This is a genomic window from Bradyrhizobium sp. LTSP849 (genome assembly GCF_000938255.1).
Classification (GTDB): Bacteria; Pseudomonadota; Alphaproteobacteria; order Rhizobiales; family Xanthobacteraceae; genus Bradyrhizobium.
This window is the reverse complement of sequence record NZ_JYMR01000047.1, coordinates 5,505-19,165: the sequence shown is the minus strand read 5'-3', so window position 1 is coordinate 19,165 and position 13,661 is coordinate 5,505. Positions and strand designations below refer to the sequence as shown.

The window sequence follows — 13,661 nt, the reverse complement described above, 5'->3', positions numbered from 1 at the left end:
CCGGAAAATCAGACACAAAGGATGCCGTTAGATGGTTGCTAGGCTCCTGATGTTGACACTTCTGGCGATCGTCATTTCCGCATTTGCCATGCCGGAGACGCCGCAGATACGGGCGACGTTGGCTGCTGTTCTGGCGGCGGCATTGCTGGGCGTAGCAGTTTTACCGTCCTCTTCTACGCTGACCCGCTTTGCGAGACTGCTAGCGCCCTTTCTCGCCCTCGCGATCAGTGCCCCGGCCATTTGGATGATTCTGCAACTCGCTCCAATACCTTTCCGCGGACTCGGCAACCCGATATGGACAACCGCATCGTCTGCGCTGAATGAGCTTCTCGCCGAGCGGCTCACGGTCGATATGTGCGCGACGTTGCAGGCGTCCGTTCAGTACGGCGCGGTCATTTCCCTGGGGCTTGTTACAGCCCTCGTCGCTCAGGAGAGACAGCGCGCGGCGCAACTCCTTTACACGCTTGCAGCGGCCACCACACTCTTGTGCGCGCGTATGATTTGGCGGCACACGGGCGGCCTGGATGGTTTTCCGTCCACTCAGGACGCTCCCTCCCTGGCGGGTGGTGCAGTCCCTGCCGTGTTGGGTGTCTTGCTGTCCGCCGCGATGGTGGTACGTACGATCGACAAAATTCAACGGGGCAGGCTTCCGTCAGGTTTGGCCTCCAATCCAATCATAGCGCTGCCGTTCGCACTTTTTTCGATGCTCATCTGTGGGGCGGCGCTTCTCCTTGAGGGCAGCTCTAGCATCGCCATTGCTGCTTTTCTTGGAACGGCACTGCTGCTCGCCGTGTTCGCGATACGCAAATGGTTCTACCGGATTTGGAGCACCGTCGGCGTTCTTGCCACCATTGGTGTGCTCTTTCTTACAAGCGTCACGATGCTACCGATGAAGGAAAATACCGATCCAACGATCGCACTATCGATGCAGAACCACATGGCGACTGAAAGGATGCTCCTCGATACAAATCAGGTCGGATCCGGTGCAGGAACATACGTGGCGCTTCTCCCGATCCATCGAGACATTGGCACGATTGCATCGCGCGAGCGCCCAACGGCTGCCGCTGCCGTCGCGATCGAGATGGGCCGACCATTCCTTTTGGGTGTACTGATCGTGACTGTACTTGGTATTTGCACTTTGTTCAGACGTTCCTTGCTGCGACGCTACGACTATGTCTACGCGGCGGTTGGCGCAAGTGCCGCGGTGTCCCTGACCATATTGGCCTTTATCGAGGACGGCATTCTGGATTTCGGCGCGTCTCTGTTGGCGGCCGCGCTTTTCGGATTGGCTTTTGGGCAAAGTCGATCGAGTAGCGAGATCACGTCCTCGGGACGGCCGCGGCCGGCGGATGGGGTAAATAGCCGGAACTCGACGTGGCTTCCCTTCCGTTTAGTTACCCTCGGCAGTGCATCCGCTCGCGTAGTGCTGGGCGCCGTCGCAGTCGTGGTGGCCGTCCAATCAGCATGGCTGCTCACGCATGAGAGGTATCTCGTTGGTCCGCCAACTGCGACCAGCGGCGTGTGGTTCGGGACGATGTTCGGTTCCGCATTGCACTCACAGCCACGCGACAGCGGCTTGCGAGAACGGCAGCTTGCCGCAGCGGCGCAAACGTCCATCGACGGGGCTGAAGCCGCACAGCGGGAAGACGGCCTGCAGTCGGACGTTTCGAACACCCTTGCAGATGCCTTGCGGCACTCACCGTTGCGAGGTGATCTTTGGCTGATGCTTGCAGCGATGTCGAAGGAACTCAAGTCGACCAAATATGACGTCGTTACTTTGCTAAAGATCTCATACTACACGGCGCCAAATGATTTGGACCTACTTCCGCTACGTCTATCTGTCGCTTTCGCCACGGACTCTGCAATAAATGATCCTGACCTGCGTGAGCTGACAAAACGTGACGTCAAGATCGCGGTTACGAAGCGGCCTGCTCTTAGAGCCGCCATTGCTGCCGCCTATCAATCGGCGCCAGTCGACGTAAGGGCTTTCGCGGATAATCTGGTTTCCGAGCTCGATCCAACTTATCTCCCTAACATGCGCAGGCAGCGTCCCTAGCTCCCGAGTCGCCGCACGAACATCGCGCATGGCTCACAGACAATGACCCACCCCGGATGGTGGAGCGCAGATCGCCGGCGAGAAAATACTTTGGCTGAAATTTAACCGCCCAAGTGCGCATTTTTAACTTGATGGATATGATTAATTAATAAATAATTAAATATTAATTTTCAGGCGCGTCGCCAATGAATTTCGTGAATCGGCATATCACTGATCCGGGCGATACGGCGCGTATCGCAGCCCAGCCGCTCCGGTCCCGCAGGCACAAATGGCCTGTTCGTTACGATTCAATCGAGCACGTGGCGCTCGGTATTGACATTGCGACGATCTTTGTTGCTGGCGCCCTCTCCACCTGGCTCTATCAAGTCCAGGATAATGGAGGCAATTCAGGTAACGCCTTCAGTCTTACGCTAGTCTCCTCGGCGTGCTTTGTTTCTCTGCTGAAGTCCCGTGGGCTATATCGGCCAACTGAGCTCCTCGTCGTCCGAAATCAGATTCGCGCAATCTGCATGGCCTGGACATTGTTGCTTCTTTTGATTTGGGCTGCGAGTGGCTTCAAACTCCATATTGAATATTCTCCAGTACTTGTCTTCGCCGTTTGCGGCTTAGCACTCCTCATCGCGCAGCGGGGGGCCGTTAAGGTTCTTCTGGCAAAAGGTCTGAGCGGAAGAAAGTTCGCCAACACCAACATCGTTCTGATCAGCGATCAACCGCTATCGAAAAATGCTGGGCTTTCGGAAACTTTGGCAACCCAGGGCTTTTGCGTCAAAGGACGCTTCAGCCTGCCTCCGATAGGATCAGGTCCCGCCCTTCGAAGACGGATCAGCGCCCATGTAATTGACTACATACGCAGCGTCGAACTCAACGCGGTCGTGCTGGAAGCGGCCCCGGAGCGCTGGTCCGAGCTTCGCGCCTTCGTCGCCGATCTAAGGGTAGTACCGTTCCCTATCATGTTCGTCCCAGTCGGGACAGCATCCGAATGGGCTCGACACCCCCTCCGGAGCCTGGGAAGCGCGGTCTGCGCCGAACTCCAGCCCGGCCCTCTTACGGCGGTCGAACGCGCGGGCAAACGAATAATTGATCTTGTCGGCGCGGGACTGGCGTTGATGATACTTGCGCCGGGGCTCGCGGCGGCTGCCGTCGCGATTAAATTGGATTCTGCAGGGCCCGTCTTCTTTAGACAAAAGCGTTGCGGCTTCAACGGCCAGATCTTTTCAATCCGCAAATTTCGGACAATGCATGTGCTTGAGGATGGACCTGTGATCATTCAGGCCACCCCCATCGACCCGCGTGTCACTCGGGTCGGCAAATGGCTGCGCCGAACCAGCTTCGACGAATTACCGCAGCTGCTGAATGTCCTTGACGGAAGCATGTCACTGGTAGGCCCGCGTCCTCACGCCCTACCGCACGATGGGCAATTCGACAAGCTCGTACGGAACTATGCCTTTCGCCGCAGGGTCAAACCAGGATTGAGCGGGTGGGCGCAGATCCATGGTTGCCGTGGCCCAACCCCTACGGCTGACATGATCGAAAGGCGCGTACAGTATGATCTCTGGTACATCGACAACTGGAGCCTTCGGCTGGATCTCGCAATCCTGATTCGAACTCCCATTGAGATCCTGCGGGGACGCAATGCCTGTTAGGCTCCACGTCGCGCAGATCAAATCATGCGCGTTGTCGAACCTTCGAGTTTGCTTCACCTATCCGAAAATCCTCGATCCTGCGGCCAGACTTCATAGCAGCGACCAACCATCTCGGCCGCTTGCCGCGCCCCGACCAGGTTTCGGATGTTTGCGGGTTCCGATATTTCGGAAGCACTCGCGGGTACTTGCGTCTCTGTTTGCCAGCCGCGCCCCCCTCTGGCCCACTGCGATCCGCCGAAACCGGCATCCCGCCACCAAGAACCGCCAGGCGCTTCTCCAATTCGTGCTTTTCCGCCTTGATGCGGGCCGACAAAATGCCACTGATTTCCTCGTGGAGTAACCACAGGTCATCAAGCGACATCGTTTCTAACTCTAGTTTCTTCAGTGCCATGCCACTACCCAATAGCTGCGCTTCACTAATATTGCGGCGAAAAACATTAATCAAGGGTGAGTTCAATATTACACAGAAAAATGTATGGAGCCGATATAACCGCCCCCCCGACCCCAACAATAAATGCCGCACGTAAAAAGTGCATTCCGGCCGCCCTGCGAGTCCAGGCCGCAAGCCGTAAAACGTCAAATCGGGCGCACGAACAATCTGTTAGGCTGGACTCTTCTAGAGTACGCCCCTCTCCCGTGGCCACCTTTTCGCCTTCGGGGTACACCTCTCACATTATACCCTTTGGACTGCCGCAAACGGGTGTGAATGATTTCTATGTCCCTCAGGGCACGCAACCTGAGCTCGATTTGGACCTCCAGCGCCTGGACGTCCGACAGTGCCCCCGATGGAACGATAAACTGACTAACCGACTTCTGGAGACGCCCGAGAGCATACTGGACCAACATGTTTCCGCCTCGTTGCAGCCCAGCAATTTTATTTCGCCGGACAAATTAGATAAAATAATTATAGCAACGCAATTTAAATAAATTATAATATATTTATTGCGACGTCAAATTAAGTAGCAAGCATCGGCAAACCTCTAGTTCGCCGCACAGGGCGCTAGCTACTCGACAGTCGTGGATGACGGGACAGACAACTTCAGTTGAACGGTGACGAGAGTGCTATGCATAGGCAAGAACTCGAAACCATGGATTTTGAGGAACTTTGGCTCCTTCACGAGGAGCTGACAAAGATCCTTGCTGAGAAGATTACTGCGGAAAAGCAGGAGCTGGAAAAACGGCTAGCGCAACTCAGCCGGCCGGATCGGCTTGGTCAAAGCGAAATGGTTGCGGCGGAGACGGGGACAGAGCAACCGCCTCGCCGCAAATACCCGAAGGTCGTACCGAAATACTTTAACCCGCTCCGGCCCGCCGAAACTTGGTCTGGGCGCGGCAAACAGCCTCGCTGGCTGGTCGCCGCGCTCCAATCGGGACACTCATTGGACGAGTTTCGAATTCTTGAAAGCGGCGGGCCACCGGATACAAAGGCCGGTGGCCGAGGGCATTCATAGCACGCGAAGCAGTACAAACACGGCATGCCCTAACATGCTGAGACCAGCACATGCTGAGACCAGCGAAAATTCGGCGGGCATCTGCCGATATTGAAAGCAGCCGATGCCAAGAGGCCGTTCGGCCGAAATGATTTGCGCTCAAACCAACTCTGTTTTCTGGAACACGGTTGGCGTAGCCTAATGTTAGACCTTTCCCGCACGAACTCCGACAGCCTTTCCCAATAGAAACTGCAACGTGTCGGCGCTTGGCATGGACCACGATCCGTGGCGGCGCTTGCTGGCATGCTGGTGTTCGATTGCCGCCTCTCGCCTGTAGTTTCCGAGGTCCAGAACCGTAATCGCAAGCAAAGGCACCCGTGTAACTGGAAAGCGGGCTTGCATCAGCCGTCGCACGAGTTGCAGCCGGGGGATAAATCTCGAGCGGAGCGACAACGGAACGTCGACGCCGAGCAATTCGGCGAGAGCGAGCAGCTGGCTTTCGAGGGCATTTCTCATCAATTCGCTCGAGACATGGGAGCTAAGTTCCGCCCAGTCGATGCCACCGACCGAACCGTTCAGATCTCGCAACTCGACAAGATGCCGCAGATCGATGTCGCCAAGCCAATAACCATAATCCTGAAACTGATCATGTATGATCAGCATCAGCGCTTGGTAAGTCGGCGTAGGAATATACGCCATCCCACGACCCAGTGGTGCCAGCCGGCAGTGATCCGGAGCATGTCCAAAGTCCCGGTAGAAACATGCCGGACCAGGTGCGCTTCGTTGCAGATCGATTGCTCCAACATCACACGAACGGTTAAGCTCAACGTACCATCTTTGGCCTGCAGAACGGCTTCGGTCAGGAATCTCGTAACCAATTGCGGTCAGAGCCGCTACCGCCCTTTCCGTTTCCTCCGGCCTGACCATGACATCGAGATCAGCCATCAGGCGCACCCCTCGGCGCCCGTACGGCGTGGTAGCTAATGTTGCTGCCCCCTTAAGCAGAACCGGCGTAACTCCCCGGTCATTCATCGCAGCAACGGCTTCTTCCAATTGAGCGAACAGCCGATCATTGCGCCGCACGTTCCGGCGATAGATATCGCGGACGCAAGCGCAGACATCGTCCGGCACCATCGACGTAAATTTGTCGACTACGTCAATGAGCCCCGGCGTGGTTAATGTCTGATTTGCCAGACCGACTACGGACATCCACTCGACACCGGCGGGCGGGACACCTCGCAAGCAATTGCATAGACTTGTCAAAGCCCGACTATGCCCTACCATCACACAGGTCCAATATGATCCGCCGGGCTTCCATCGACTCGCAGTATGTGAGTTCAAATGAACTCGCGCCTGCGACAATGCGCTTCAATGCGGAAAAGCCGGCTTGCGAAAGTTTCCCATCGACAGCGAATGCACTCTCAATCAGCCGTTTCATCGACTCGAGCTGATCAAGCGCCCTGAGCTTGGCGGGACCGCCTGTGATCCGGTTCAAAAAGATAACCCAGTTTGCGGACAGCGTTGCATTGCATAGATCAGCTACCGGCGTGTACCGCACTAAAGTTCCATCTGATCGACGAGACGTCGCGGTGGGCCCATCGGCTTGCAATCGCGAGAATAGTCCCCATGCCCCCTGCTTAAGGGTGAGAGCAAACGGAATTCCAGAGATGGTTCCGTCAACCCCGATCAGCGCCACGTCGTCGCCGGCATACCGAAATCCCGCATCTAACAGCCGCAGGGTAAGCGTAGACTTCCCGGCTCCCGGTTCGCCGCACAGTAACAAGCCGCCACCATCTCTCGTAAGTGACGCTGCGTGCAGAGCGAAGGCCGAACGATGGCTTCGGATAAGTCGCTCGGTGATATACGCCTTGATGGTAGGTGCCAATGCTTCGATTTCACACCTATGGACACTCGCGTCATCTCCGCGGAAGATCACTTGGCCGCCAAGCTCTACGACCTTGATGGCAAGGTCATCATCGCTGGCACCGTCGTCCAGAGCACAGAACAAACACACCAATTTTTCCAATAGGCCCCGGTTGGCGGCATAGATGCTGATCCTGCGTCGATCTAGAATAGCTGACAGGGAATAGTCATTCGATGCTCCCCAATCAACATCGAGAAGCGCTCTGTCCAGCCAGGCGCCTATGGCCTGGTTCGCGAATTGGCAGGCTATGCCTTCGCTAATACCGAACTTCCCAAGCCCCCGATAAATATCTTCCAAGGAGGCATTTTGCGCCAAACTACACCAAACGAAAGCCCCGACCTTGTCGAGTTCATATATCTCCTGTCTCGCCCCACTGAAGAGCACCGATCGACCGTCCAGTAGCGCAAACTGCGCGTCGACGGCCGGTCTCAATATGATTTCCGATGGGAATTTGCGCACCGCGGCCTCAACAAATCTGCGCCGACTGGACGAGCGGCGGCCGCCAGTTAACTTCAACGATACCGCCGCAGAGAGCCGGATGCCGCAACTCACTTCGCCGTTCAACGCGGTAAATCGCCCCGGTCACGCCACCATATGATTGCTCTCACCTGTCTCAGGTGGAGACATGTTCAATATATGGTCTCTAACAGGCCGCCCGTGGGCAAACAGCCTGTGAGCATCGAGCAAATACCGATGGGCCTCGCGATCGGCACTCCGCTCTCTCAAAATCCGCTCTTTCTCGCCGATGCATATCAATTTCCGGTGCATCTCGGCCAATTGCCGCGCAGACGAGGTTGAGCTGTGATTTTTATGAATTAAATCCCACATCGTTCCCTCCAGCCGAACACATTTACAAGCTTAGATTATGCCGTCGTCGACAATTAACGCAACGGGATTTTCGAATTTAATTCATCGTCTCATTTGTTTGAGATTTGAACCGCAACATGGTCTTTCAGCACTAAAGACGCCGGCGGTAGCTGCGGACCCACTCGGTCCCCACAAATTTCCACACACGAGTCCGACCATAGGAACGATGGCGCGGGTGCAAGACACCCTCGAGCACTGCCGAAGTCCCTTCCGCCAAGATCGCGACGCACGAGCCACCGATCTCAGGCATTCGCCAACACCAGGTTTTCTTTTCCGCCTCGTATCTATCCGCTCGCGTGGAAAGTCAGCCGCGATCGCTGCCCCTAGAATACACCCACATTAAATAAATATATTGAAATTTAATGAGATTGCGGTTAATTTTAATAGGTTCCGAATAAATCAAGCAAGGAACATGGCTAAAGCGCCAACACTCGGCTGCCGGATCTGTCCGACAACCGCAACAGGGTGAGGCTTGCATAAGGGTTCCCATTTATGTCCGGCCGCGCTCGCACCAACAAATTCGGTGTGGGTTGCAGTACCGTCCTGACAATGTTGGTATTGACAGCCCCCGCTCTCGCAGAGCTGACGCCAACTCCGGTGGCGCTAGAGCCTCGCGTGACGACAGCAGACCCCGGCGGGACGACAAGCCGAGAGAGACAGCGCTCGCCGCGCCGCGGACAACTCAACAACACCGATGTCCCGCAGCTCGCACAAGCTAAAAGCGGCGATACCGAGGAGCTGCGACAAGCTATCGCCCGCGAACAGCAGAAGGTACAGGCCCTTACGCGCGATCTTCGAACATCCCGACAGGAGCTGGAATCCGTCCTGAAGTTGTTAGAGCAAGCACGCCAGCAATGGATCCGCATAGCGGAAGCCGCCGAAACTGAAACGGGAAGACTGCAGAAATCGCTTCAGGAGGAACGCGCGCGGGGACAGCGGCTAGAACAGGACCTAACCATCGCACGCCGCGATCTCGAACTCCAAGCGGCGCTACCACCTGGAGCCGACGATCCCGGGAGCGAGCTCAAACAAACTGCAGAACGCGATCTCCGGGAGCTGAAAGACGTTGCGCAGCGGGAGCGCGATCGGGCCAACCAGTTGGAGCAGGCTCTGGCCGCTGCCCGCCGTGAACTGGAGACGCAGGTAACACTGGCCGCCAGAGCTGCCGCGGCGATCAGCGCTAAGGAAGCGGCAGAGAAAGCGCTCACAGAGTTGCAAACGAACTTCCAACAGGAGCACGAACGTGCCAAGCACCTCGAGGAGGACCTCGGAAAGACGCGATCCGAGCTCGACAAGCGTTCCTTGCAGATTGCGAGAGCGAACGAAGAAACGACGCAGATCAAACTGGCGGCGGACAACTCCCTCGCCAAAGCGAAGCTGTCATTGAAAGAGGACCGCGAAAAAGCAGAAGGACTCGTGCAGGATCTATCGCGGGCGCGCGCCAGACTGTTCGCATACGAAGCGCAGGCTGCGGCAAACGACGATAAGGCAAACGAGTCGCAAGAGCTGCTTCGACACGAACGCGATCGATCCAGCCGACTTGAGGAAGAACTAGCGAGAGTAGGTCGCGCTGCTGAGCCAAGGTCCGTGGCGGGCAAACCAGGCGAAGACGCAGCCGGCACGCCGTCTCGACGAGAACTACCATGGGCGGGACTGCTTCGCTTGCCGCAGCGGCCACAGTCTCTGGGGGAGCTTGCAGCAACATCAGATAAGGCGAAGACACCGCCTGCCGGTCCTGCCGTCGCCACTACCGGCGAAATCGAGCGCGGACCCTTCATTGAAGGGCAGACGGTTCGACCCCTGGCCGGCGCCGGCGATACGCAACTCGAACACGACTACGCAGCCGAACTGGTGCGGCTGACCGCCCGTGCAACCGGACTGCTTCGGCAAGGCGACATTGGCGCGGCAAGAGCTGTCCTGGAACGTGCAGCCGAGCTGGGTAGTGCTCAGGCAGCGTTCGCGCTCGCCGAAACGTTTGATCCGAATGTACTCACGAAATGGGGCGCCTACGGAATGCGTGGCGACCCGATTAAGGCACGAGAGCTCTACGCCAAGGCTGAAGCCGGGGGGATCAGGGAGGCGAAGGAGCGATTTGACGCCGTTCGCCAGTAGCAGCGTCGTCACGGCAAGCACGAAATTTCGACGGGCTGCCCACGACTTGGTCAACCCGATCTGGTTGCACACAGCAAAGCGAAGACTGCCGCGATTAACACGGTTCGACCAAGGAGCTTTCAATGCAGCAAATCATTGAAATACGCCGATGGACCTTTCTCATGGTACTTTCTCCGTTGCTCTTGATCGTGGAACCACGGCCCGCAATTCCGCAAGCGCAACATTCGCGCCCGTCCCAGACTCAGCTGACTCGAAATGGGGCGGAGTACGTGAGACCGGAAATTGCAGCGATGAACGCCTGGACCGTCGGACTTGCTGGAGGCCTTCTCGAAGGAGCCCCCCTCCGACTTGCCGCGGAAATTGCACGCGTGACCGACGATGGAAACAATCTGCACGTACTTCCTGTTGTCACACGCGGCGCAACAGAAAACGTCAATTCCCTGCTCTACCTGCGTGGCATCGATGCGGCGATCATCAACTCTGACGCGCTTGAAGAGTACAAGAGCCAGGTGCCGGATATCCAGCAGCGTATTGCATATATTCTCAATCTGTTTCCGTCCGAGCTGCACATTTTCGTCAGGCCTGAAATCCGGAGTTTAAGCGATCTGGCCGGGAAGACGGTCAACTTCAACACAAAGGGTACTGCTGCGGCCTATTCGGGGCCCCTGATCTTCAGTCGCCTCCGGCTTGAGGTGAATCAGACCTTCATTCCCCACCAAGTCGCGCTCGAGCAGATGCGCAAGGGCGAGATCGCAGCCGTCGTCTTCGTGACGTCAAAGCCTGTAGATGCCTTCGTGCGCGGCCGTTGGGACTCTGGCTTCAAATTCCTGTCAATCCCCTACGATAGCAGGTTCGAAGATTACTATTTGCCATCTTCGCTGGACGCGACGGATTACCCCAATCTGATCAAGCAAGGCGAACGCGTATTGACCGTTGCCGTGCCAACCGTGCTCGTTGCTTTCAACTGGCCGCTCAAGTCGAAGCGCTTTCAACGTGTTACGCGCTTCGTCGATCACCTGTTCTCTCGAATAGAAAAACTGCAGGAGCCGGGCTTCGATCCGAAGTGGAAATCGATCAACCTGGCCGCGGTAGTGCCCGGCCTCACGCGATTTCCAGCAGCACAAGCCTGGCTTGACCGTCAGCCGATCCAGGCCTCGCAATGATATTCCTCGTCGTGGTGCTCCTTATGACGCTCGCAATCAGCAGCGGAATCGCTTGGGCGCAAGGCTTCGAAGACCCCATGGTACAGCTTCGTGCCTGTTCTCTGGTCGACCGCACGCAGCGTCAGGATTGCTTGGACCGATTGTCCCGCACGATATCCCCCGATAGCCCGTCGCCTCGTGAAGGCCCGAACTGGACCATTAGCGAGACCACCTCGCCAGTGGATTACTCGCCGATCATTAGTGCGATGACGTCATCGCGGGGCGGCGGCGCCGGACCCACGATGAAGCTTTGGATAGGATGCCGCAGTGGACGGACGGAAATGTGGTTGGAGGGATCCGAAATTTCTGGCCACGGCAATGATGACATCATTTCTCTGCGCATCAATGACGGCCCATCTCTTCAGGTCCCTGCAATAGCGTCGGTGTCCAGGCAAGGTGTGGCTGTCGGAGGGGACGTCATTCGCCTCGTGCAGTCTCTGCCCGATAGCGGCGTACTCGCCGTGCATCTTTCCATGAGCACCAAGAATGGCCACGACGCAGTGTTTGCGCTCGGAGGCTTCGAGAGCGTGCGGGCGAAAATGGCACCAATATGCAAGTGGCCGCGCGCGGCTGCGAAGTCCCGAAATTGACAATGAATCGAGGCTTGTTCGGAGAGGCACAATGAGCATGTTTCAGCAAGTTATCACAGGAACAGCAGCGGCAATCATTTCATTACTGGTCGGCCTATCGGGCTCCGGAGCACAGGAAGCCGGCGCTGCCCAAGCAACTTCGCCGGCTCCTATGCCAAAGCACCACGCAGCAGCAAAGCCAACAAATCCAACGGCGACTGCCCTAACGCAAAAGCGATCGGCGATGGCTCGCATGATGTCACGATCTGCCAGCACGAAGGAGCATCGCTTGATCCTCCAGGTCAACAGCAACGACTCGGCCGCGATGAATCTTGCATTGAACAACGCGACCAATGTCACGCAATACTATAAAGACCTCGGTGAACACGTAAAAGTTGAGGTTATCACTTTCGGCCCCGGCTTGCACATGCTCCGTAACGACACTTCACCGGTGAAGGCTCGAATCGAGGAAATGGCCCTGAGCACGCCAGAGGTGTCGTTCAAGGCTTGCGGGAATACTCAAGAGAAGATGCAAAAAGCCGAGAACAAGGACATACCAATTGTTCCGCAAGCGCAGGTGGTAAAATCAGGCGTCGTCAGAGTGATGGAACTGCAGGAGCAGGGATGGGCCTACGTTAAGCCGTGAAGAGGCGGCTTCGACAGACGAACAGGTAGAACTCAACTTTGGAGAAAGTGCACGTCGGCTGGCCTGCATTTTCCGACTCGCAAGGAGTCGCCACTTATTCGGCATCGCGGCTACAGAGCACGTCGGTGATTCCGTTCTTAAACCGAAATTTATTATATCGATTTACTTTTAAATTCAATAATGCAACATTTTGCCGTTAAATACCTCTGCCTCGCCTGGAGTTTCTGAGCATGGGTCGCTCCCCATCCATTGTACCGCATGTGGCGGCAGACCAGGATGTCTATCTTGTGCTTGAGGATTTTGGTGGCCGGCTCGGGCGAGCCTGGTGCGAAACGGCCGAAGAGGACACCAGTCGCGCGACATTGATGCGACACATGATAGACGGCCTGTACGAGCATCCCACTCGCATCGTGGCCTTCAATACGGCGGAGGGTTGGTCGCGCGATGTAACGGCAGACGTCGCGGATGAACTGCGGCGCCGCGTTGTCGAGTTCGATGAAGTGACACCATCCCTATTGAATTTCCTGGACAGAGCGATGAGGCATTGAGGTGGGGATTCGCGGTTTGTGCACGCGCACGCTCTGATCGGGAAGAGTTGTGGTGAATATGAGGGGCGTGGCCGAGCCGCTGACAAGCAAGGCGTCCGCTCCTCGCCCGAGATCCTGATCGCAAACTTCGCGGCGCAATCTTCAACGATTTCACGTCAACCTTGTAACTTGAGCTGCGAGACTTGCGGCGAGCGCGGCGCCATTCTCCAAGGGCGGATCTGAACCGATCTTGCATTCCCCCGATCAATGCTCTGACTGACGGTCGACCGGTGATTTCTTGTGGAGCAGCCCAAGACGCTTTTCGAGTTCGCCTTTCTTCGCAATGAGCCTCGCGGCAAGAATAGCATCGACGACGCTGTGGAGATCCCACAGCTCATCAATTGACATGTCCTTGAAGCGCTCCAGATCCATGATCCCCTCGAATCACGCTTTCCCATAAGCTGGGCTTAAGCGATGGGGGATGGCAACTAATTGCGGGTTGTCTGGAGTGGATTTCTGTGAATCCTACCCTCCCGTTAGGAAGAGGGCGCGTACAAGATCGCAGGTGGTGTCAATGACGGCGCTAGTTCACGTCCTCATCCTGGATGAACATGGTCACGTCCGCCTGTTCAAGATTGTTCGCGCTATTGCAGGTGCGCGGCGCGCGGCTCGGCGTGCGAGAGCC

Annotated in this window: 12 protein-coding genes; 8 read left to right on the top strand and 4 right to left on the bottom strand. The window is 56.7% G+C overall.

The annotated features are described in order from the left end of the window. Positions 1–31 precede the first annotated feature (31 nt). Complete coding sequence (locus tag UB31_RS26540; RefSeq protein ID WP_045013010.1) at positions 32–2,056, top strand: hypothetical protein; 2,025 nt, start codon at positions 32–34, stop codon at positions 2,054–2,056. A 185-nt stretch (positions 2,057–2,241) separates the two neighbouring features. Further along, positions 2,242–3,699, top strand: a complete 1,458-nt coding sequence (locus tag UB31_RS26535; RefSeq protein ID WP_045013009.1) for an exopolysaccharide biosynthesis polyprenyl glycosylphosphotransferase — start codon at positions 2,242–2,244, stop codon at positions 3,697–3,699. 22 nt (positions 3,700–3,721) lie between these two features. Here the strand turns inward: UB31_RS26535 and UB31_RS26530 are convergent, their stop codons facing one another. Next, positions 3,722–4,090, bottom strand: a complete 369-nt coding sequence (locus UB31_RS26530) for an H-NS histone family protein (RefSeq protein ID WP_045001602.1) — start codon at positions 4,088–4,090, stop codon at positions 3,722–3,724. A gap of 673 nt (positions 4,091–4,763) precedes the next feature. On the opposite strand from UB31_RS26530, the gene UB31_RS26525 reads away from it, so the two are divergent. Beyond that, on the top strand, positions 4,764–5,150 hold the full coding sequence (locus UB31_RS26525; RefSeq protein WP_045013008.1) for an H-NS histone family protein: 387 nt from the start codon (positions 4,764–4,766) through the stop codon (positions 5,148–5,150). A gap of 183 nt (positions 5,151–5,333) precedes the next feature. Here the strand turns inward: UB31_RS26525 and UB31_RS26520 are convergent, their stop codons facing one another. After that, positions 5,334–6,338 (bottom strand): nucleotidyltransferase family protein, encoded by a 1,005-nt coding sequence (locus tag UB31_RS26520; protein WP_045013027.1) that lies wholly within the window; start codon positions 6,336–6,338, stop codon positions 5,334–5,336. A 61-nt stretch (positions 6,339–6,399) separates the two neighbouring features. Beyond that, entirely contained in the window at positions 6,400–7,617 is a 1,218-nt protein-coding gene (locus tag UB31_RS26515) for a serine/threonine protein kinase (protein ID WP_245306065.1), read from the bottom strand. A gap of 918 nt (positions 7,618–8,535) precedes the next feature. Between UB31_RS26515 and UB31_RS26510 the strand changes: the two genes are divergently transcribed. The 5 genes from UB31_RS26510 (at position 8,536) to UB31_RS26490 (ending at position 12,997) form a co-directional block, all read left to right on the top strand. Then, the gene (locus tag UB31_RS26510; RefSeq protein ID WP_245306064.1) at positions 8,536–10,032 is read left to right on the top strand and encodes a coiled-coil domain-containing protein; all 1,497 of its coding nucleotides are present in this window, start codon (positions 8,536–8,538) and stop codon (positions 10,030–10,032) included. Positions 10,033–10,154: 122 nt separating this feature from the next. Continuing rightward, the gene (locus UB31_RS26505; RefSeq protein ID WP_156175569.1) at positions 10,155–11,195 is read left to right on the top strand and encodes a TAXI family TRAP transporter solute-binding subunit; all 1,041 of its coding nucleotides are present in this window, start codon (positions 10,155–10,157) and stop codon (positions 11,193–11,195) included. A gap of 23 nt (positions 11,196–11,218) precedes the next feature. Beyond that, complete coding sequence (locus UB31_RS26500) at positions 11,219–11,824, top strand: hypothetical protein (RefSeq protein WP_245306063.1); 606 nt, start codon at positions 11,219–11,221, stop codon at positions 11,822–11,824. A 31-nt stretch (positions 11,825–11,855) separates the two neighbouring features. Further along, positions 11,856–12,449 carry a DsrE family protein gene (locus UB31_RS26495; RefSeq protein WP_082078621.1) on the top strand — a complete coding sequence of 198 codons (594 nt, stop codon included), beginning with the start codon at positions 11,856–11,858 and terminating at the stop codon, positions 12,447–12,449. 230 nt (positions 12,450–12,679) lie between these two features. Next, complete coding sequence (locus UB31_RS26490; RefSeq protein WP_045013007.1) at positions 12,680–12,997, top strand: hypothetical protein; 318 nt, start codon at positions 12,680–12,682, stop codon at positions 12,995–12,997. 243 nt (positions 12,998–13,240) lie between these two features. Here the strand turns inward: UB31_RS26490 and UB31_RS42250 are convergent, their stop codons facing one another. After that, positions 13,241–13,408, bottom strand: a complete 168-nt coding sequence (locus tag UB31_RS42250) for a hypothetical protein (RefSeq protein WP_197087134.1) — start codon at positions 13,406–13,408, stop codon at positions 13,241–13,243. Positions 13,409–13,661 lie beyond the last annotated feature (253 nt).